This window comes from Thalassotalea sp. PLHSN55 (assembly GCF_052030545.1).
In the GTDB taxonomy this organism is placed as follows: Bacteria; Pseudomonadota; Gammaproteobacteria; order Enterobacterales; family Alteromonadaceae; genus CANMXU01.
In genome coordinates this window covers 1-21,744 of the sequence record NZ_JBPDIH010000013.1, presented here as the reverse complement: position 1 = coordinate 21,744, position 21,744 = coordinate 1, and the positions used below count along the sequence as shown (strand labels likewise).

Here is a 21,744-nt window from a genome sequence, read left to right as displayed (position 1 = left end):
AATTATCGTTAATTTCTCACCATGAATGCACTTTGAATGTGCACAAATCTGCAAGGTTACAAATTTTTTACTGTCCAAAAAATTGTCTTGATGTGCGGTGCATTTCACATCTAGTTATTTAATATTTCATATAATTACAATGAGTTAATTAAAGTGGTGCTTTTCTGTCTTGAGCATATTTTTGTCAATATGGTTAAAGAATGCACCATTTATTTTCATCAAAAGTATTGTAAATGCAAACATCATATGTTTATATAGATTCCACAATGAGTAAAAGTGTTTTGAGATGCCTTTTCTTTGCCTGTGTATTTATCTCAAACGTATTTTGCAATAGCAGTAATCTAGCCCAAAAGTTGGATAGAAGATGAAAATAGAATGTATTAAAACACACCATTTAAGATGCCATTTAGAACAGCCTTTTGGTTTTTCTCAGTGGGCATACAACCAACGTAATGTGCTAGTGATTGAAGTTATCACTGACCAAGGCATTTCAGGTTGGGGCGAGTGTTATGGTCCGGCAGATGTTATTCAAGCAGCAGTAGAAAAATTTTATGCGCCGCGCATACTGTCGATGAACGCCTTATCTACCGATGCAATTTGGCACCATATGTGGCGCTCTTCATTAGATTTTGCCCGTTCGGGTATTATGATGTCGGCAATGTCTGGCATCGACATGGCACTTTGGGATCTAAAAGGTAAAGCGCTGAATTTATCAGTAAGTGATTTAATGGGCGGCAAACAGCGTGAGCAAGTGCCTTGTTATGCAACAGGCATGTACTTTAGAGACGCGCCTGAAGAAATTTTATTACCAGAATTAGTTGCAGAAGCAAAAGGCTATGCCGAAGAAGGTTATCAGGCAATGAAAATTAAAGTCGGTAAAAACCCTGACTTTGACGAAAAACTGATTATTGCCATGCGTGAAGCCCTACCTAACACCTTACTTGCCGCAGACTCAAATCATGCCTACGACCTAAGTGAAGCAACACGTATTGCTAAGGTATTAGACGAAAATAACTACATTTGGTTTGAAGAGCCATTATCACCTGAGCACCCTGAATTATTCCGCCAACTGCAAGATAAATGCACAGTAGCTATTGCGACCGGTGAATGTGAACAAACACGTTTTGGCTTTAAAAAACTGTTAGACGCAGGTGGCGTGCAATTATTACAAGCTGATTTAGCGTATTGCGGTGGTCCAAGCGAAGCCTTAAAAATTCGCACCTTAGCGTCGGCGCAAGGCATTAATATGATCCCACATGTTTGGGGTACGCAATTAAATTTAGCCGCAGCGACTCACTTTTTAGCAACCGCTTATCACGAACCTGGCCGCGCAGAGCCGAAAGAGTTAATGCTTGAATACGATCGCACCGAAAACCCACTACGCGATAATTTATATAAAACCATAGTGTCAGTAAATAATGGTCAAGCGAGTGTGCCAACAGGCGCAGGTCTCGGTGTTGAGATAGACTTAGATCAACTGAAAGAATTTGATATTTGTGCAACGGAATCAAAATGAACAATTTAAACTTTAAAATGCTTATCAATGGCGAGCTACATAGCTCAGCAAAAACCTTTGATGTGATCAACCCAGACAATGAAGCAGTGATCGCCCAAGTACCAGATATTGACGCAACTCAAGTTGAAATGGCGTTATCTGCCGCGAATGCGAGCTTTGCAAGCTGGTCAACTACGGCAGTGGAAGTGCGTGAGCAGCTTATTTTGAAATATGCCGATATTTTAGAGCAGCACAAAGAAGAAATTATCGACATTTTAATTGCTGAAACAGGCAAACCACTCGATAACGCTGAATACGATTTTGGCATGTTAGTGACCTGTTTACGTTATTTTGTTGAAGAAGTTAAACGTATCGAGCAACCGGTCATTGTTGACCCTAGTGGTCGTTTTCATCATTACGTACAACGTCAAGCGTTAGGGGTTGTGGTGGGTTATTTAGCATGGAACTTCCCACTACTTAACCTAGGTTACAAGTTAGGTCCAGCGTTAGCATCAGGTTGTACATCAATTATCAAACCGTCACAAACTACACCGCTTGCAACCTTACGCTGCGCGGAATTGGCGTTAGAAGCAGGTTTTCCTGCTGGTGTTGTTAACATTATCACCAGTAACGATTACGACGTGACTAACCCGTTATTAACCAGCGATATTCCATCGTTATTTACCATGATAGGTTCAACACAATCGGGTATTCGCGCCATGAAAACGGCGTGTACTAGCGTTAAACATTTCTCGGTTGAACTAGGCGGAAACGCGCCAGTGGTGGTTTATGACGATGCTGAAGTGAAAAAAGCTGCGCAAAACATTGTCGATCTTAAATTTGGTAACAGTGGTCAAGTGTGTGTATCACCCAACCGTTGTTTTGTGCACGAGTCGGTTTACCAAGATTTTTTAGCTCATGCAAAAGCACATGCCGAAGGCATTAATTTGCAAGCAGGACGTGGCGAAGGTCGCCAAATGGGACCACTAAGTAGCGCACGTGAGCGAAGCCGTATTATTGGTTTAATTGAATCAGCAGCAGCCGACGGTGCACGTATTACGCTAGGCGGAGAAATTCCTGCCAGTCATCCAAAAGGTTTTTACCTACAGCCAACGATTGTTGCCGATGTTAATCAGAACATGGCATTAGCGAGCAATGAGATTTTTGGCCCAGTTTTACCTGTCATTCCCTTTGGCGATAACGACGATGTTATCGCGATGGCAAACGACAGTGAATACGGTTTAGCGGCTTATGTGTACACCACAAACTTAAAACGTGGTTTGCAAGCGGCCAATCAAATTCAAGCAGGTAGTGTTTGTGTTAACGAAGTTCACTACGGCGTGCATTTACCACACGGCGGCTTAAAACAAAGTGGCGTAGGTAAAGACTGCTCACAATACAGCTTGCAAGAATACTTAACTAACAAACGTGTATCGGTACTGATCAATGACTAATTTATTTCAGCAGACATTGCGCCTGACAAAAGTATTATCGCTGGTTATCTGCGCAGTTGCTTTGCTTCCTAGTGCATACGCTAAACAGCAAAAACCGAATATTGTTGTGTTGTTTGCCGATGATGCCGGTTATGGCGACTTTGGTTTTCATGGTTCGAAAATTATGAAGACACCACGTCTTGACGAACTGGCTAACGACGGCATGTTATTTCGTCAAGCGTATGTATCAGACCCAACTTGTGGTCCGTCTCGCGCTGGCTTAATTACCGGTAAATACCAACAACGTTTTGGTTTTGAAGAAAACAACGTACCAGGTTACATGAGTAAAAATTCAGGTGCCGATGGCAACGACATGGGCGTGCCGGTAAACGAAAAAACCATGGGTGAATACCTAAAGCAGCAAGGTTATCAAACGGCGTATTACGGTAAATGGCACTTAGGTGGTGACGATAAGTTTCACCCGTTGAATCGTGGTTTTGATGAATTCTATGGTTTTCGTGGCGGCGCAAGAAGTTACTTTGCTTATTCAAAAGCACCAGCAAGTCACCTTGATTTAATGGAGCGTAACTTTGCCAATATGGGTGAACATAACGGTTATTTAACTGATGTATTAGCTGACGAAGCCATCGACTTTATTGAACGTCAACATAAAGCCGACAAACCGTTTCTTGCCTTTGTTGCTTTTAATGCAGTGCATACACCTATGGATGCAACCAAAGAAGATTTAGCGCAATTTCCTAACTTAACGGGCAAGCTGCAAACACTTGCGGCCATGACGTTAGCCATGGATCGCGCAAGTGGCAAAATTATCGATGCCTTAAAAGCATTAGGCATAGATGACAATACCATTGTGGTATTTACCAATGACAACGGCGGCCCGACAGACAGAAATGCCTCAAGCAACTTTCCATTAAGTGGTTCGAAGTCAAATCATTTAGAAGGTGGCGTGCGTGTTCCTTTCATTATGAAGTGGCCAAATAAAATCACTGGCGGTAGTGAATATCAATACCCGATCAGCTTATTAGATTTAACGCCAACCTTTTATGGCGCAGCCGGTGGCGACAGTGAAAAACTGTCAAGTTTAGATGGCGTCGACCTTTTACCTTACGTTTTTGGGAAAAATACTGGCCGCCCACATGACGTTTTGTATTGGAAAAAAGACGTTCGCGGCACAATTCGTGTTGGTGATTGGAAACTTATGCGATTTCCTGACCGACCGGCACAACTTTACTACTTACCTAACGACCTTAAAGAGCAACATGACTTAGCAGCGGCTGAACCCGAGCGAGTGAAGCAAATGTTCAAACAATTATTTGCCTGGGAATCTACGCTAGAGCGACCGCGCTGGCTACTGCAGCGAAAATTTGAAAACTACGATATCGAGCGAATGGATACCTATCATCAAACCATTGTCGATAGCAAAAAAGAAACTCATTTAAACCTTAAATAATAAGAATAAGTGCTTACTAAGCTCACTAGAAATAGCGGGTGTGGCTTAGTCGTGTAAGCAATTTGTAACAAGCTATTGTCACGAATATTGCTGCCAGTTAAGTTGAACTGAGACGCAATAAAAAAATAAATAAAATAATAGAATATTGTAAGGAGAGTATCATGGCGCACAACTATAAGTTATCGGCTATATCAGCTGCTATATTTGCGTCTTTTATAACAACACCTACTTATGCTGCCGAGTCAGAACAACAACAAGCGAAAAAAGACAAAGAAGCAGAAGAAATTGAAGTTATAGAAGTAAGAGGTTTTATCGGTAGCTTACGTAAAGCTATGAACGCAAAACGATTTTCTGACGGGGTAAGTGATTCTATTCATGCTGAAGACGTGGGTAAATCGACTGACCAAAACATCGCAGATGCATTATCACGCGTTACCGGTGTTACGGTGCAAGAAGAAGCCGGTGAAGGTACGCGTATTTCGGTACGTGGTGCGGGTCCTTCATTAAACCAGATCTCAATGAACGGTGTTGCTTTAACTGGCGGTTTAAGTACCGACGGTTCTGATGCGACGGCAAGTAACGACAATAGTGTTGATTTAAGTGCCTTTTCGTCTGATATTCTAGCGTCAATCGATGTTCAAAAAACCTCTGCTGCTGACCAAGATGAAGGTTCATTAGGTGCAAGTGTTGTTTTACGCACGGTAAAACCGCTTGATTTAAATAAGCCACGTCGCTCATTTACTGTCGAAGGTCGCTACAATGAATTTTCAGGTGAGTCGACGCCGCGCATTAACTTAAGTTACGCCGATAAGTATTTTGACGAAGCCTTTGGTTTTGTTATTACGGCTTCAAAAGATACGCAAGAAACGCGTCAAGACCGCGTGCAAACAGGTTGGGCCGACGGTGCAATTCGCATTAACGATATTGCTGATGGTGGTCGCACCGCACATGATATTCATACCGGTAAACCACTGCGTGTATTAGGCTATCAACGTGATGAAGACAACAATGTCATTATGGGTGAAAATGGTCAGCCGCTATTAAATTCAATCGACACCTTAGTTGATTACGACCCAGAAACCCAACAACTGGTGGAAGGCGATTTATATACGCTTGCTCGTGAAACTGTTGATTTTGGTGTTAATACCGATAAACGTGAACGCTTTTCTATTTCAACAGGCTTGCAGTTTCGACCGACCGACGATACCGATATTCAGCTTGATTTAACCCATACTCAGCAAGATATTTATGTTGATAACCATACCATGCGTTTGAACTTATCTCCGCTGAACTTAATTCATGCAGATGACGACAATACTGCACTTAATGGTGTTGATTTAACCACCAATACCTTAGAACGTTCATCAAGCCGTTCAATGGCGGGTAACTTTTTACGTTCAAACGGTTTGCGTGAAGTTGATACTAACTTAGCCTCGTTGACTATCGAGCATAACTTTACTGATAACTTTGCCATGACGCTACGCGGTGGTTTTTCACAAACTACTGATGAAACGCCAGATGATGATGAAGATGATCGTTATATCACCATAGGTACTGCAACATGGGGTACTGCCGGTCGTAACGTTGTTGAAGGCATGCCAGATGAAGTTTTAGAACGTGTTGGCTACGATTGTGCTTCAGGTAACCTAGCAGATTGTAGTTACTTTACCGGTATTACGCCGGCCGAGTTTGATGCGTTTGATGGCACAGCTAACACCGTATACAGCCGTTTTAACCCGTTTGATTTAGAGCACAATCACTTAGGTAACTTAACGCTACGTAAGAACGAATTAGAAGATACTAACAAATCTATTTTTGTTGATTTCGATTGGGAATTAGACAACGACTACATCACCTCAATAGAGTTTGGTGCTAAGTGGGCAGATCGCAAAAAAGATGTTTCGATTCAAAACCGTGCAACAACAAATGGTTTAGATCTTATCGATTTAGACGATCCCAATGCCGACTTTGAAGTACGTGGTATGGGCTCCATTCGTGTAGCAGACATTTTATCTGGTAGTGCTTTCCCATTCGATGATTTTGGTGAAGACATTCAAGGCGACCGTAGCACCGCATTTTTTGGTGGTTGGCCGATGCTAGACGCGACTAAGGCGTTAGAGATTTTATCAGGTAAAGATGCCAGTGAAATTGGCATACGCGAAACGATTGACGGCAGCCGAAACATTGCGACTGAATCAAAAGCGGCTTACGCCAAAATGAATTTTGAACTAATGGACGGTCGTTTAACTGGTAACATTGGTATTCGTTATGTTAAAGACGAAACTGAAGCGACAGGCGTTGGCGGTATTAACTTTGTTCGTTTTCCACAGATGGTTGACCCATACAATCTATTAGTTGAACGCGGTTTAGCTAACATGAATTCACCGGCGTGTCCTGAACCTCAAGCGCAAGCAAACGGTGATACGCGTTATACACCAGCAAACGATGCTGACTTACAAAACTGTTGGTCGTGGGCGGTAACTCATGGTTATGACTACAACAAAGACGGCACGATTCCTTACGATAGAGAGACTGGTCAGTGGTTAATCCCAGGTGCTGATGGCATGACAGGTCCAGACGTTAACCGTCTATTGTGGGTTGATGAAAACGGCAATATAGTGACTAACAATGCGCTACCTTCACAAATTTACGACCAAAACGGCAATTTAGTCACGGCAACAGCAAATAACTGGGCGCATTTCTCACGAAATGGTCATATGTGGCCATACCTAGATCGCACTACTGCATTTACAGGTCCAGCAGGTCCGGGGCGTGAAGTGCAAAGTCGTACTGCGTGGGTTACCCAAACTGCTGAGCACGACATGTGGTTACCGAGTATCAACTTAAACTACATGTTAAATGATGAAACCATCATTCGTTTTGCCGCGTCAAAAACCATGACTCGTCCTCGTTTTGACTCGTTAAACCCAAGAACACAAGTGCGTGAAGATCAGTGGGATGCTGCCGGTGGTTCCGCCGGTAATTCGCAGTTAAAACCATTAACATCTGACAACTTAGATTTATCGTACGAGTGGTACTTCAATCCTACGAGCATGTTATCTGTGGCGTTATTCCACAAAGACATGGAAAACTTTGAAGAAAACATTGTTACCCCATACCACTACAAAGATGTACGTACGCAGTATGAGTTAGAAAGTGCTGATTTATTAATGGACTTTGATCCTAACCGCGAGCCAGGTGATGCTGATGACTGTATGCCAATGCGTCAAGTTGCCGGTTTCTTTGACCAATGGCGAATTGAGTGTGATGTTGCCAACATTGCCACCATTAAAAATGGTAAAGGCGCAAAAATTAAAGGTTTAGAATTTGGTTATACCCAGTCGTACGACTTTTTACCGGGTGTGTTAAGCGGTTTAGGTTTAAGCCTGAACTACACTTACCAAGATTCAGAACGTGAAGTTGAAGCCATTGGTACAACAGGACTTAGCTTAAAATCGTTCCCACAACCTTATACGCCAAAACATTCATCTAATACCACGTTATTTTGGGAAAAAGATGGTTTGCAATTCCGTTTAGCTCATCGCTTTAACGACGTGCAATTGGTTGATGATGGCTTAAATGGTGCGGTTACTTGGCAAGACGCAACCAATCGTGTTGACTTTAGTTCAAGCTACGCGATTACCGACAGCATCAGCTTAACCTTTAATGCCCTTAATATTACCGACGATACTCGCCGAGTCTTTATTACCAGTTCAAATACTATCGACCTTGCAAATCCAAACGATCAAGTTGCTGTATTGGATGAAGGTAACGTACTTGAAGACGGCAGTGTAACGACAACACGAACCGCAGCGGTTTATAAAACTGGTCGTCAGTTCCGCGTAGGTATTCGCGGTACTTTCTAATAATAAATAAAGCTAAAAATAAGCTTATAAGAGCAGGGTTAACGCCCTGCTTAACACAAGATTTGGAGAAGTAAGATGACTAATAACTTACTAAAATATACAGCACTAGCAGTGTTCACCACAGGTGCATTAACCGGCTGTGGCGGCGGTAGCGACGAAGGCTACGATGCAAAATTTACCAATGAAAACCCAGTAGCATTCGACGAAGCACCGTTAATGGCATCACTTGATGAAGAAACCGGTAGTCAAGAAATTGATTTACTTGCCGGCGCAACGGCAGGCGGTGAAGCGTTAACTGGGCTGATTAATATTTCAGAAATGACCTTTGAAGTGTCGCCAAACTATCGCACACCACAAAGCCCGTCTAATACCATTGCCAATCAAACTATTTCACCGTTTGTTGAAAAAGATGGTAAGTTAGTCGTAGCAACCGATGTTTTTGCTGACCGTTTAAGTACCTGTGATTTAACTGACGTTTGGGGCGCTGAAGACGCTGAAGGTAACAACATTGGCGATGGTATTCCTGACAATCCAGCGCAAGTGACTTACACCATTAGTTACGATGTTGATAACGGCTATGCTCGCGCACCGGGTGAAGCCCTGCCACGAAGAACTTTAGTACTTGAAATGAATGCGGTTTACGATGCGGTAGAAAGTGTTATTGCTGAACCGGCAAAAGTATTATTGGGCTCAGAAACGACTTTATTTGCTAGCGTTTTTCCACAAAAAGCTTGTGATCAAGGTTTAACATATACAACGGCAGATCCGTCGATTGCGACAATTGATGAAAATGGCGCAATTACAACGGTCGCTATCGGTACAACTACAGCAACTATTGCCAGTACTGAAGACCCAACTAAGTCGATCACGGTTGCGTTAGAAGTATTCTCAGCCTTCACGTTAGACATTACTAACCAAGACACCGATAGCAATGGTTTACCAACAGGTTTAAAAGAAGTACCTGCTTGTGTATCTGCTGGCTTTAACGTAACACCAACACCAGCGACAGGCGATGCGCTTAGCGGTGATTATGTTTACCAATGGCAAAGTAACAATGCTGATTTTGCCATGGCTGAAGCGATTTCATATGGCGAGCAAGGTACCGGACGTTTTACCACAGGCGATGTATCCAAAGTTGGCTTAATGTTTGATGCCAGTGTCAATATCGCTGAAGGTAATACAGGTTCAACAGAACTTGCAGATGTTGAAGGTCAAAGTGTTACCGCCACAGTTGTTGCCAATTCAATGTGTGATCCGGGCGTATCGGCACATGCTGCTGGTTTTAACACCGACTTTTTACTTGATGCGGCTGGCGCAAATTGGGGCGGTGGAACCGTTGCCGCTTCTGATACCGCATTAAGTGGTCAGTCAATTCAAATTACTGCGGGCGCAGACGAAATGACCAGTGTCACTCAGCAAGTTTGGAATAAGCAACGTAACTGGCACAGTGCTACATACGGCTTAGGCGGCGCATCGGTAGGTGCTAAATACAAGTATTCTGTTTGGGTGAAGCTTGGTGCAATTCCTGCCAGCGAAGTGACTTTGCAACACACAGTATTAGCATGGAAATATGAAGGTGGTCCATCAGGTCCGGGTTTTGAATTTAGACGCCCTGGTGCTGGTGTTCAATCGGCAGTATTAAAACCAACAACTGAATGGCAATTAGTAGAATTGATTGATTCAGTAAGTGGCACGCCAGTATGGACAGTTTCTGATAAGTGGAACATGGTCACAGACGTATTCCAGTTTTGGGATGTCACAGGTCTAGCCGAAGGCGACACCATCTTGTTAGATGAATATGCAGTAATGCCAGTGCAATAATACTTGCTTGTTAGGTTGAATAATAGCGTCCACGCGTAATGAAGCTATTATTCAACCTACTCGCTAAACCTGAACCCGTATTTATACTTAGGCTAATTAAACTTAACTTAATTTAACGTAACTTAGCTTAACTTAACCAAAAAAAAGCCGCTATTTTGGCGGCTTTATCTACTTCTTTGCTCGTCTTATTTTAAAGGTAAATCACCATGTTTAAGTTACTTAGTCAATTAGCTTTGACCGCGTTAGTGCTATCTGGTTGTCAGCTAAACCAAACGTCATTTGCTGGCGATGAAGCAGCAGATACTAATTTTCAGCCCGTTATTAATAGCCCGCAGAGCGATGCTAAAAAGTGGCAATATGTAGCGGCGCTGTCTGACGAGTTTAATAGTGATGCTATCAACCACAGTAAATGGAATAACGACCCAAGCGATTGGGGACCTTGGTCTTGGTTACCTGAAAATACTTGGCAAGATAATGGAAAACTTAATATCAATATTGCCTACCAACCGCATCAGGCGACTCGTCGTGCTTATGCAAAAGGTGGTCAAAAAGTAACAACCGAGCTCTTTTATACCTCAGGTATTTTGCGCTCGTATCAATATCAAACCTATGGTTATTACGAAGCACGCATTAAAGGCATGCCGACTTTTCCAGGTGCAAGCCCTGCTTTTTGGATTTACAGCCAAGGCGATACATTGCGTAAGTTGGGTATAAAAACCAATAAAGAAGGCGATACCACCTACTCTGAAGTCGATATTGTTGAGTTACAACAATCAGAATGGGACAGTAAAACTAAGCACCATGAAGGTCCTGAAGTTATCGACATGAACTTACATACTCGTGTGATTGAAAACGGTAAAGAAACGTGGAAACGTCCGGGAAAATTCCCTGAACTAACCCGTAACAAAGTGATTGCCGATTTTGATCCGCGTGACGATTTTCATATTTATGGTGCACACGTTACACCCGAAAAAATTACCTGGTATTTAGACGGCAAAAAAGTCGCTGAAAAGCCAAATCTACACTGGCATTTGCCGATGCACGTTACCTTGTCGCTAGGTTTACGTTACCCACACGTTTCGTATAACCAATGTCACCAGGGTTTTGTCCGCTGTGCGGTACCTGAAAAAGCAACGGCAGAAGGTTACCCGAGTGCAATGCAAGTTGATTGGGTACGTGTGTATAAATAGCCAAAGATAATAAATAAGAATAAAAGTCAGATAACAACCATGCGTTACAACGTATGCGCCCAATACAAAAGAGGCTAATGATGAAAAAAATCTATATAAAATTAATCACGATATTCACAGTGTTAATTAGCACCAGTGGCTTGGCAATTGCCAAAGATGCAATCAACCGATTTGCCTTGCCAGAGCAAGCTCATGCACTACAAACAATCACGATTGCTGTGAATGTTGATGTTAGTAAACAACGTGAATTATTTGTGACGTTGCAAGACACCACAAACTGGAAAACCCTTAAAACCTTAAAAAAACGCATTAAGCAATCGGGCGATTATCAATTTGCTTACCAAGTGCCCGAGTTGGCAGAAGGTCGTTATCGCTGGAATGCCTATTTAGCCCCTAGAGGTAAAAAGTGGGCTGATCGGGTAAGTGAATTTGAACCACAATATTTAATGATCACCGATAAAGCCGCTTTAGCTAAGGTCGCCCCAGTAAAAGCGACATCAACAAGTAAAGTTAACCTTGGTGAAAAAATTGATCTGGTTACGCAAGTTAACTGGCCTAAAACTATTGCCGACGATGCCACTCATACCTTAAAAGTCCATTATAAAGTGCATCAGCCGCGTACTTTACATATTCGCCTTACCAACAGTGAAAACTGGCAAGAGCTGGGAGAATTGTCGGTACCTGTTACAAAACCGGGGGCGTTTGAAATGCCGTTCGAAGCGTTGCAAAGTAATTTTGGTCAAGGCAAGTATGCGTGGATTATTGATATTCAAGACAGTGCCAAGAAAAATTCAGTGCTTAGCAAAAAATTTGGCAAGCACTTTGTGATTGATAATTTAAGCATGGAAAAATAGTGAACGTTGTTATGTTGTTACCCGTTAAATTACTGACCTTACTCGCTGGCGTGTTGGGGCTTTTAGTTATGTCCGGCTGCGAAAACGTGCCCAACAAAAAAAGTACGACACCACAAATGATGTTTGCGCCAGCTGGTAATGACATTATTGCCTTAGAACCCGTTTCACGTCGCAAGTGGGATTCAGCGATTGTTGCCGATCTAGACCAAGACGGTTTTGTTGATTTGTTGCTCACCGAGCATTCGCAAAAAGTAAAATTATATTGGAACAACCAAGGCCGTTATGCCGCCCCGGTTGATTTAGCTTTGGGCGATACGCATGGTATAGGGGTTTCAGATTATAACCAAGACGGCTTGATCGACATTATTGTCTCGCAAGGTGGTGGCGGTGGCAAAAAACCGCGTTACCCTAAAATTTATCATGTTGATCGCATGCGAAATATTAGCGGCGGCGAAGAGTTTACCCTTTATGAGCGTAGCCGTGGTCGCGCGGTTAAATTACTCGATGGTGATAATGATGGCAAACTTGATGCGTTATTTTCAGCATTTCCGTTAAAAAGCCAACCAAAAGGCGCTAATCAGCTTTATCAAAACTCACAACAATCGCTGCACTTTCATGGCTTATTGCCAACGGCAAAATGGCTAGGCTATAAAACCTTAGTTACTGATTTTAATAACGATAACGACCAAGATGTTATTTTTTACGGCGGTGATAATATCATTGCGGTACAAGGTGAAACTGGCTTGGCTTATCGAGATAATTCCGGCCAAGTTTTGGCTAAGTTGAGCAATACTAAGCACGTTAGTAGCATTGCCGAAATCGATTTTGATAACGATGGCGATCAAGATCTTGTCTTAACTCGCGCCCAGCACCAATTTCATCAACAGCGTTTTTATGATGCCAAACAGCAACGTTTTGCTTTTTTTGCGCGTAATGAAAAATTTCAGTTTGACGATCTACATATTGAAGGCGATTTAGTCATCGAAAATTTGCAAATGGCGTACCCGCATTTTGATATTTTTGTGGGTCAAAACAAGCAATTACTTAAAGCTAAACAAACAGATCGTCATGGCGAGAAAAGCCTTACTTTAACGGCTGAACAAGCCATGGGTTGGCCAAGTGAGTTAGACAAAAAAGGGCTATATATTGGCTATCTAGGTAATGGCATGTGGCGTATTGGTGGCGATACTCACTCGCCCACTGCCGGGGTTGTTCACCGAGTGCTATCAACGCCAAACACGACCAAGCCACTGGCATTGCCGGTAAAGCTTTTTGAAAACGTTAATGGCAAATTTATTGATGCTAGCGATAAACTAAACCTTACCAGTAGCGCGCAAACCACCAGCGCAACCGTGGCAGATTTTAACAACGACGGCTTTAGCGATATCTTTATAGTCAATAGCGGCAATATGGCGACTGCAAATAAACAAACTTTACTGTTAAACAAGCAGGGAAAATCATTTGAAGTTGCCAGTAACCATGGCCTTATTTCAACAGAGTTAGGGGCAACAGGTGCTGGTGCACAAGCGCTTGATTACGATAATGATGGCGACGTTGATATTATTTTTGGCAATGAACGTGGTCGTTGGCATTTGTTCAGCAATCAATTAATCACGGCTGACAAAACACCACTTAGTAATAACCACTTTTTGCACATAAGCGTCGGTAAATCGTTAACACAGGGCGCGTCGGCAATGACCGCCAAGGTGACTGTATTGGCTTGTCAGCAGCAATTAACACAAGTTGTTGGCAGCACAGGATCTGCATTTTCACACGCACAAATGAGTAATTTGCATTTTGGTTTAGGTAGTTGCAAACAGCCGCAACAAGCGCACGTAGTTTGGAGTAATGGTGAGCAGCAAACGTTGTTGTTAAATAAAGCAGATCTTCAATATTTTGCTGGTCAGCAAGTTATTCACTAGCAAAGTCATTAACTAATAAAGTAGTTAAGCAGTAAAGGATAAATAATGAAATTTATGGCAATAAAAATAATGCCACCACGCGCTGTGACGCTTGCCGCGGTGTTTGCAGTGACGGCATGTAATGCGACACCGTCAACAATTACAGGCGTTCAAGCTGCTAGTAGCCTCTCGTTTAGCGAACAAACATCGTTATTTCCAAGAGAAGAGAAAAACTTGCGCCAATGGGACGCGCCGGTCGTTGCTGATTTAGACCAAGATGGCTGGCCAGATTTAGTGCTCAATGATCATGGTTTTGCACTGCGCATTATGTGGAATAATCAAGGTAAATACTCACGCCCTTACGATGTCATGATGGGCGACATGCATGGTATTTCGGTGGCGGACTTTAACGGCGACGGTAATTTAGAAATTATTGTCGCTCGCGGTGGCGGTTCTGGCAGTAATGCGCGTAATGCCAAAATTTTTACCGTAAGTCAGCAGCGTAAAATTATTCCTTTACCAGACTTTACTCAGCCATTGGCTACCATGCGTGGTCGTACGGTGAAGTTTGCTGATTTAGATAACGATGGCGATTTAGATCTGATCAACTTTGCTTTTCCATCAAAAGAGAAACAAGGGCAAAGTGAAAACTATTTATATGAAAATACCGGCAATGGGCAATTGGTGTTGCGTGGTCGATTACCTGCGGTAAAAGCCGATGGTCAAAAAACCTTGGTCACTGACTTTAACAATGACAATAAGCTCGATTTATTGTTGTATGGCCACAATGAAGTGCAGGTTTATCAAGGCAATGGTGACTTTTCTTTTACTAATGTCACCAAAAAAGTGCTACCAAAAACGTTAACCAAAGTGACCGCGATTGCCGAAATTGATGTTGATAACGACGGCGATTTTGACCTCTATTTTAGTCGTGGTGAAGAGTTTAGTGCAGGTGATACTTTTTATGATGCACAGCAGCAGTTATTTGGTTTTTACACTAAACGTGGTGAATTTAATTTCGACGGTTTAGTGATCGGCGATGTGCTTAATATAGAGAACCTGCAATCACAATGGCCGAATAAACAGGTGTATTTAGGCGAGTCGGCGTATCAATATCAATTTCCGGGTGAAACTCATTCAGGTCGAGATCTAAGATTAGTCAACAGCGATGTCTTAGGCTTTCCTGAAAAAATGACTGAAAAAGGCATGTACATTGGCTATGTGGGCAATCAACAGTGGCGTATTGCTGGCAATATTTGGTCGCCTGCCACTGGTGTATTACATGGCGTGAAACGTTATCAGCAATCACCGAGTAACAAAAAAAAGCAGCCACCTGCAGATGTTTTGTTGATCAATGAACACGGTAAGTTTAGCGACCAAAGTAACTGGCTTGACGCTGACAATAACAAACATGCGACCGGTATTGTTGTTGCAGATGTGAATAACGACGGATTTCAAGATTTAGTCGTGACCCAACGCGGTAATTTAATTAGCGCTAATCAAGCTGAGCTTTACCTAAACCAAGCCGGCAAGGGATTTTCACGTCAGTTAAGCCATGGCATTTTGTCTACCGAGCTTGGTGCCATTGGTTTAGGCGCTGAAGCGCTTGATTTTGATCGAGATGGCGACATGGATATTATTCTGGGTAACGAGCGTGGTAAATGGCATTTATTTGCCAATGAGTTGTTAACTGAACAAACTCAGCAGCAGGCTAAACATTTAACCATTGCTGTTGGTAAGAGTATGCAACATCAAGCGGCAGCCTTGGGCGCCGTTGTTGAAGTCACCGGCTGTGATATCAAGCAAACTAAAAAAGTAGCTGCAACTGCTGCTGCCTATTCATTAAGTCGCCATCAGCAAGTCCATTTTGGTTTAGCCAATTGTCAGCAGCCAATCAGTGTTTCAGTTAGGTGGAGCAACGGTGAACAATTAGATAAACATATTAAGGTATTAACCAATAGTCAATACCTAAGTCTAGGTGCTGGCTTAAACGAAGTAGCACCCTAGTCGACAACGAATATGTTAGTGCCAAGCTTAATGCTCGGACTCTAGCTCAAATTGTAGCTCAAGGCTTATGCTTTTGATTTGATTGTTCTAATGCTTGGCGCTCTCGTTCGTATTCTTCAAACGATTTTTGCTCTTGATTGAGGCAGGCTCGATGTTCATCAGCGGTTGCCGCGTCATTAATACACTGGCTGCGTTGTTGGCCTTGTCCTGCTTGATATAACTGTTTACTGGTGCAGGCTGAGAGTGCGAGTAATATCAGTACTGAGCAGCTTAGTTTTTTCATATTATTTTCCTCAATTGGCTTAACTTGAGCATTTGATACCTAGCGATGGGTTTAGTTCAATGACTACGCGTTTATGGATCTCGTTATCGGTGATATAGCCACAACGCCCTGTTAATACCGTGTTTTTATCTGGCTTTTCAGTTAAGTCAGTGAAATTACTAACATCGCTTAAGATAAAGTTGTAGTGATATTCGCCGTCTTGCTGTTTAAGTTGATAATAAATGGTGTTTTGTTGCCCGCTTGCGATGTCGCCAAAATCTAAGTGACTATTAGGCAAACTGACGTTGGCAGCAATTAACGTTTTATTGGTGTGATTAATAACAGTAACGCTTGGCAGTACGTATAAGTAACTGTAATAGCCAACAACTAGCAATAGTAAGCTGCCAAGAGTAATTTTCAATGCGTTTTTCATCATAGCTGAATACCCAAACGCTCAGGTTAGCCAGTAAAATTAGGGCGAATACGTGCCATTAGGTAAAGGTTGGTATACTTGCCGGCGCTAAAAGTACTGAACTTTTTTTCTCCTTCAATTTTAAAACCCATTTTTTTGTACAAGGCGACTGCGGGTAAATTATCAACTTGCACATCTAACTCTAACCGCACGATATTCATCCAGTTATCGGCTTGATCAAGTGCCGCACTCATCAAGGCTTTACCGACGCCTTTACCATGAAAGTGACTATCTACCGCCAATGCGATGGTTGCGCAGTGTTTATCGCGCATTTTTTGAGACAACAATAAACTGATATGGCCAATGGCTTTGCCTTCATATTCTGCAACTAGGGTATAGTCACCTTGGTTTGCAAAGAAACTTGCCACTTTTTCGCTGCTTAAATAAGGCAGTTGAGAAGTATTTTGGGTGACCGAAGTATCGTGATAAATAGCGGTGATTTGTGCCAAATCAGTCGATTCTAGGTGTCTAATGTTAAGATTTAATGCCATTTTTCGCTTACTCTTGAGTCTGATGCAATGAAATAACGGTTGTGCTGCTAACCGATGGTTCAAAATATTGTTTTTTCACCGCTAAATATTTTGCGTCGGTAAAAAATGCTTCCATAGCGTCTTTGCTAGGAAAAGATAAGGTAAAAACGCGGTTAATAGGGTCGTTAGTTTTTGACTGTAAAACTTCGGCAATACGAAAGTCAAAACCAAATTCACCACCGTAAGTACGCAATATTGGCTTCATATGCTTGCGGTACTGATCATAAATTTCATCGTTACTGACATCGATTGCCATTATGCGTTCATACGCCATAAGTACAGCTCCTTGTTATTTTAGTTGTTAACGAACACTGATTAACAGCTAATGCGATCGCCATGACTTGGTGGTGTTGAGGTGACGGTAAAAATAAGGTCTTCATCATGTTGATTGCGTAATTGATGAACCTGCCCTGCGGCAACATGAATGCCTTGATTAGCCTGTAATATCGTGATGTTATTTTCACACTCGAATGTGGCAGTGCCAGATAATACGTAAAAAAACTGCTCAGCTTGTTGGTGAAAATGACGTGTTTCTGAGCTGCCCGACGGCACTAATTCTTGGATCACGCTTAAGCTTTTTGATTTGACTAAATGCCAGCCATGACAGTTTTCACCCCAGTGGTAGTGTTCAGCGTTTTCAATTGATATTGCTGCCATTAATGTGCCCTGCTCAACTAAGCCTAATGAACTATAAATAACTGTCTTTTAGGTGTTTGGCAAGCATGGCGCTCATCATCGCGCGAAGTGCTGCTGGTTTAACAAGTTTACGCATAAAACCGACGTCAGCTTCTGCCGCTTTATTGTCGATATCGGCATCGGTTGTTGCGGTGATCAGAATTGCTGGTAAATAATGCTGGCATTGCTCGCGCAGCGAAGCGATCAAGGTTAAGCCGTCTTCATCGTTGTCGAGTTGGTAATCGGCGAGCACAATTTTGATTTCATCTTTTTCATGTTTGAAAATTTCATCGGCCGATTGGTACGAGTCGGCGGTATAAACATTACATTGCCAGGCAGCAAGTAATTCCACCATGCCAGCGAGTACATCGGGATCGTTATCGATACACAGTACCGTGACATCGGTAAATACTGAACCCACTTTCGCTGCAGTTGGCTTAACAGTTACGCCAGCACAGGCTTTTTCAACCGTTAAGGTGAACTTACAGCCTTTATGCTCTTGTGATTGCAGCGACAAACTATGTTGCAATAATTGCGTTAAACTTTGGGTGATATTTAAACCTAAGCCTAACCCGCGCCCGGCATTGGCACTTGGCGTATCAAGCTGGGTAAATTGCTCAAATACTATTTCTTGTTTTTCAACCGGAATACCCGGACCATTGTCGAGTACTTCAATATCAACATTGCCATTGCGCACACGAGCGCCTAGCAATACCTTACCTGGGCTGGCATAACGAAAAGCATTGCCAATAAGATTTTGTAAAATGCGGCGTAATAAGCGTTTATCTGATTTTATCCACGCAGAATGTTTAACTACCCGAAAGTCGACATGTACATCGAGCGCTGAGGCTTCAAACTCTAATGCTAAGTCGTCGAACAATTCATTGATCGAAAAAACAACGATTTGTGGTTTGATATTGCCACTTTCAATGCGCGCTATTTCACCTAAATCGGATAATAAATCGCTCGCCACTTTTAAAGAATGATCTATGTTGTTTACTTGGCGTCGTTGGTCAGTATTTAAATTGTTTTGATCAGCTAAAGCCGAGGTAAATAAACGTGCCGCTTCTAATGGCTGCATTAGGTCATGGCTACATGCTTTTAAGTATTGGCTTTTTTTCACATGTGCTTGCTCTGCTTTTTGACTTTCTTTGGCTAAAGCTTCATTGGCCTGTTCAAGCTTTTGGGTGCGTTCATTAATAATGGTTTCAAGATCTAAGTTAGCCTCTTTTAGCACTTGTTCGGCTTTGCGATAAGCGGTGATATCAGAAAACATCATCACAAAGCCGCCATCGGGCAACGGATTACCGGCAATGCGAATGGCTTGACCATTATGATGTTGACGTTCAGACGAGTGCGGACTACCTTTGCGCAAATAGGCAATACGTTTATTCACTTGTTCATTAACACTACCAGCGCCACATAAACCGCGTTGGGCGTTGTAGCGAATTAAACTTTCAACCGGACAGCCCACATACACTAATTCTTTGGGATAATTAAAAAAGTCGAGGTATTTTTTATTCCACGCCACCAACTTTAAATTGCCGTCGACAATGGAAATGCCTTCACTGGCATTTTCAATCGCGCTTTGCAGTAAATTTTGACTGTATTGCTGGCGCTGAGTCGAGGCATCTTCAACCAACACCGCCAGTTCATCTAAAGCAATATCTCGGCCTTCAAGCGCCGAAGAAAGTACTAAGCGCGCTGACGATGCGCCCATCACACTGGCTAAGGTATTTTCGGTATGTTCAAGCAGTAACTGATTATAGGTATCGTTACCTACTTGTTTTTTAATCGTTGCCCGTTGGAAATAATTAAAACTCTGTTGGGCTTTTTTATTACCAACAAAGCGTGAAACCAATAGCTCTAATTCACGGTAATCAATATGTTTAAATTTTTGTGAGGTTAGTACTTTAGGTGATTGCCACTCTAAGAAAAGCGACGCCTGCACTCGCTCTTGTACACTTTGACGACTAATTTGCGATAAGGTCCACACCACAAAAACATTGGCGCTTAAGCTGAGCAAGGTTGCCATTGAACTTGCTGGAATAAAACCATCAGTAAAAGGCTGAACGTATAAGCCAAATTGCGGCAAGAAGTTAAAAATAAGCCACAACATAAAGCCCACTAAAATACCGCCATATACGCCGGTTAAACTTGCTCGGCGCCAATAAAAGGCGGCGATAAGTGCGGGCGTTAATTGCGCAAAGGCGCCAAAAGCGATTTCTCCTAATGAAGATAATGTATCGGGCGACAATAACAGTGAAACACCAAAACCTAACAAAATAACTAATAATACTAGGAATTTACGAATGTTCAGTAGGCGTAATCTAAAGTTGTCGTAATCGCTTGGCGTTGATTTATTCGAATGAAAAAGTAATGGAAAAACAATTTCATTACTGAGCATGGTACTTAGCGCAATGGCTGAGATAATCACCATTGAGCTTGCTGCTGAAATAGCGCCTAAGAAAGATAGCAAGGTTAACCAGGTTTGTTGCTTTAAACTTGGCAGGAATAATACATAGGCGTCTGAAGGTACGGCATTGCCTAACAAGGCTTGTCCGGCAAGCCCTAACGGAATGGCAAATATGGCAAAAATTAACAAATAAATTGGAAATAAACGACGGCTCAACCAGGTATGTTTTTCATCTTTCAATTCAACAACCATGACCTGAAACTGGCGCGGTAATGATAAAAATGCCGCCATGGTGATCACTAACATGGCTAACATTGAGGCAATATTTGGCAGGCTTAATTGCTGTTCAAGTTGCATGTCGACATTAGCGCGTTGCCAAAGCTCAGACGGCGAATCAAACAAGAAAAATGTCGCGAATATGCCAACCGCTAAAAAGGCAAATAGCTTAATTAACGATTCAAAAGCAATGGCAAGCATAACCCCCGGGTGACGTTCAGTAACGTCGATATGGCGAATACCAAAAAATATAGTAAAGCCGGCCAGTACTAAACTAACAGCTAAACCTAAATGCCAATTAATAAAGCTTTTTTCTGCCTGCAATTGGGTGAATGAATAAACAATCGCTTTTAATTGCAACGCGATATAGGGCATGGTGCCAACCAGCGCCACTAAGGTGACGATAACAGCAAGGTTATGCGATTTGCCGTAGCGAGCGGCAAGTAAATCAGCAATTGAAGTTAAGTTAAGCTTTAAACTAACCCGAATAATGCGTTGAATAAACGGCCAAGCAAAGATGAACAGCAGAATTGGGCCAATATAAATCGGCAGATGCGACAGAATATTGTTTGCGGTTTGCCCAGCCGTGCCAAGAAAGCTCCAAGAAGTACAATAAACACCTAAGGTAAGTGCATAAATGATAGATTGGTGTTTTTCAACGAATTTGTGGCGATACTTATCACCAACAAAGGCAATTAAAAACAACAGCCCGATATAAGAAAAGCTTAATGTTGCTAATTGCCAATTGGGAAACATAAAGGTGCTCTAATTATTATAAGTATTAAACGTGATAACCCAGGGTCTGTTGAACTTTCTAGGCATTTATACCTCATTATTGCGCTTTTATGTGGAATAACCACATAAAAGCGCAATGCTTTGTCTAAATCCCTATAAACGGCTGCAAAAATAAACACGAAAGATCAACAGCCCCTAGTCTATTTTAAAAGTAGCGGCTTAACCAGTGCTTGCTTGTTCGGATAATTCGACTAACATTTCTTGCTTACCGCTTACCGCTTACCGCTTACCGCTTACCGCTTACCGCTTACCGCTTACCGCTTACCGCTTACCGCTTACC

General features: G+C 42.4%; 15 protein-coding genes. 9 read left to right on the top strand and 6 right to left on the bottom strand.

Features of this window, described 5'->3' with window-relative positions:
- Window positions 1–364: 364 nt before the first annotated feature.
- The 9 genes from ACRRSQ_RS18920 (at window position 365) to ACRRSQ_RS18880 (ending at window position 16,038) form a co-directional block, all read left to right on the top strand.
- Window positions 365–1,516: a mandelate racemase/muconate lactonizing enzyme family protein gene (locus tag ACRRSQ_RS18920; RefSeq protein WP_440877341.1), complete on the top strand. Its 1,152-nt coding sequence runs from the start codon at window positions 365–367 to the stop codon at window positions 1,514–1,516.
- Window positions 1,513–2,949 (top strand): aldehyde dehydrogenase family protein, encoded by a 1,437-nt coding sequence (locus tag ACRRSQ_RS18915; protein WP_440877340.1) that lies wholly within the window; start codon window positions 1,513–1,515, stop codon window positions 2,947–2,949. The genes ACRRSQ_RS18920 and ACRRSQ_RS18915 overlap by 4 nt, the downstream gene beginning before the upstream one ends.
- Window positions 2,942–4,399: a sulfatase-like hydrolase/transferase gene (locus ACRRSQ_RS18910; protein WP_440877339.1), complete on the top strand. Its 1,458-nt coding sequence runs from the start codon at window positions 2,942–2,944 to the stop codon at window positions 4,397–4,399. Before ACRRSQ_RS18915 ends, ACRRSQ_RS18910 begins: the two co-directional genes overlap by 8 nt.
- 161 nt (window positions 4,400–4,560) lie before the next feature.
- On the top strand, window positions 4,561–8,265 hold the full coding sequence (locus ACRRSQ_RS18905) for a TonB-dependent receptor (RefSeq protein WP_440877338.1): 3,705 nt from the start codon (window positions 4,561–4,563) through the stop codon (window positions 8,263–8,265).
- 75 nt (window positions 8,266–8,340) lie between these two features.
- Window positions 8,341–10,086 carry an Ig-like domain-containing protein gene (locus tag ACRRSQ_RS18900; RefSeq protein ID WP_440877337.1) on the top strand — a complete coding sequence of 582 codons (1,746 nt, stop codon included), beginning with the start codon at window positions 8,341–8,343 and terminating at the stop codon, window positions 10,084–10,086.
- A 206-nt stretch (window positions 10,087–10,292) separates the two neighbouring features.
- Window positions 10,293–11,276, top strand: coding sequence for a kappa-carrageenase (locus ACRRSQ_RS18895; protein WP_440877336.1), 984 nt, complete (start codon window positions 10,293–10,295; stop codon window positions 11,274–11,276).
- A gap of 77 nt (window positions 11,277–11,353) precedes the next feature.
- Entirely contained in the window at window positions 11,354–12,130 is a 777-nt protein-coding gene (locus ACRRSQ_RS18890) for a hypothetical protein (RefSeq protein WP_440877335.1), read from the top strand.
- Entirely contained in the window at window positions 12,130–14,052 is a 1,923-nt protein-coding gene (locus ACRRSQ_RS18885; RefSeq protein ID WP_440877334.1) for a CRTAC1 family protein, read from the top strand. Before ACRRSQ_RS18890 ends, ACRRSQ_RS18885 begins: the two co-directional genes overlap by 1 nt.
- A gap of 45 nt (window positions 14,053–14,097) precedes the next feature.
- Window positions 14,098–16,038 (top strand): CRTAC1 family protein, encoded by a 1,941-nt coding sequence (locus ACRRSQ_RS18880; RefSeq protein ID WP_440877333.1) that lies wholly within the window; start codon window positions 14,098–14,100, stop codon window positions 16,036–16,038.
- A 58-nt stretch (window positions 16,039–16,096) separates the two neighbouring features.
- On the opposite strand, the gene ACRRSQ_RS18875 is transcribed toward ACRRSQ_RS18880, so the two are convergent.
- From ACRRSQ_RS18875 to ACRRSQ_RS18850, 6 genes are read right to left on the bottom strand one after another with little or no spacing between them, the layout of a single operon-like run.
- Entirely contained in the window at window positions 16,097–16,321 is a 225-nt protein-coding gene (locus ACRRSQ_RS18875) for a hypothetical protein (protein ID WP_440877332.1), read from the bottom strand.
- A 19-nt stretch (window positions 16,322–16,340) separates the two neighbouring features.
- A complete protein-coding gene (locus tag ACRRSQ_RS18870) occupies window positions 16,341–16,736 on the bottom strand; it encodes a hypothetical protein (RefSeq protein WP_440877331.1) in 396 nt (131 codons plus the stop codon).
- 23 nt (window positions 16,737–16,759) lie between these two features.
- Window positions 16,760–17,263 carry a GNAT family N-acetyltransferase gene (locus ACRRSQ_RS18865; protein ID WP_440877330.1) on the bottom strand — a complete coding sequence of 168 codons (504 nt, stop codon included), beginning with the start codon at window positions 17,261–17,263 and terminating at the stop codon, window positions 16,760–16,762.
- A 7-nt stretch (window positions 17,264–17,270) separates the two neighbouring features.
- Entirely contained in the window at window positions 17,271–17,576 is a 306-nt protein-coding gene (locus ACRRSQ_RS18860; RefSeq protein WP_440877329.1) for a DUF1330 domain-containing protein, read from the bottom strand.
- 41 nt (window positions 17,577–17,617) lie between these two features.
- Window positions 17,618–17,959, bottom strand: coding sequence for a cupin domain-containing protein (locus ACRRSQ_RS18855; protein ID WP_440877328.1), 342 nt, complete (start codon window positions 17,957–17,959; stop codon window positions 17,618–17,620).
- Between the two features lie 31 nt (window positions 17,960–17,990).
- Window positions 17,991–21,425, bottom strand: a complete 3,435-nt coding sequence (locus tag ACRRSQ_RS18850) for a hybrid sensor histidine kinase/response regulator (protein ID WP_440877327.1) — start codon at window positions 21,423–21,425, stop codon at window positions 17,991–17,993.
- Window positions 21,426–21,744 lie beyond the last annotated feature (319 nt).

Coding starts and splice junctions, on each gene's coding strand:
- ACRRSQ_RS18920 (WP_440877341.1), top strand. CDS start 365: ATGAAAATAGAATGTATTAAAACACACCATTTAAGATGCCATTTAGAA.
- ACRRSQ_RS18915 (WP_440877340.1), top strand. CDS start 1,513: ATGAACAATTTAAACTTTAAAATGCTTATCAATGGCGAGCTACATAGC.
- ACRRSQ_RS18910 (WP_440877339.1), top strand. CDS start 2,942: ATGACTAATTTATTTCAGCAGACATTGCGCCTGACAAAAGTATTATCG.
- ACRRSQ_RS18905 (WP_440877338.1), top strand. CDS start 4,561: ATGGCGCACAACTATAAGTTATCGGCTATATCAGCTGCTATATTTGCG.
- ACRRSQ_RS18900 (WP_440877337.1), top strand. CDS start 8,341: ATGACTAATAACTTACTAAAATATACAGCACTAGCAGTGTTCACCACA.
- ACRRSQ_RS18895 (WP_440877336.1), top strand. CDS start 10,293: ATGTTTAAGTTACTTAGTCAATTAGCTTTGACCGCGTTAGTGCTATCT.
- ACRRSQ_RS18890 (WP_440877335.1), top strand. CDS start 11,354: ATGATGAAAAAAATCTATATAAAATTAATCACGATATTCACAGTGTTA.
- ACRRSQ_RS18880 (WP_440877333.1), top strand. CDS start 14,098: ATGAAATTTATGGCAATAAAAATAATGCCACCACGCGCTGTGACGCTT.
- ACRRSQ_RS18875 (WP_440877332.1), bottom strand. CDS start 16,321: ATGAAAAAACTAAGCTGCTCAGTACTGATATTACTCGCACTCTCAGCC.
- ACRRSQ_RS18870 (WP_440877331.1), bottom strand. CDS start 16,736: ATGATGAAAAACGCATTGAAAATTACTCTTGGCAGCTTACTATTGCTA.
- ACRRSQ_RS18865 (WP_440877330.1), bottom strand. CDS start 17,263: ATGGCATTAAATCTTAACATTAGACACCTAGAATCGACTGATTTGGCA.
- ACRRSQ_RS18860 (WP_440877329.1), bottom strand. CDS start 17,576: ATGGCGTATGAACGCATAATGGCAATCGATGTCAGTAACGATGAAATT.
- ACRRSQ_RS18855 (WP_440877328.1), bottom strand. CDS start 17,959: ATGGCAGCAATATCAATTGAAAACGCTGAACACTACCACTGGGGTGAA.
- ACRRSQ_RS18850 (WP_440877327.1), bottom strand. CDS start 21,425: ATGTTTCCCAATTGGCAATTAGCAACATTAAGCTTTTCTTATATCGGG.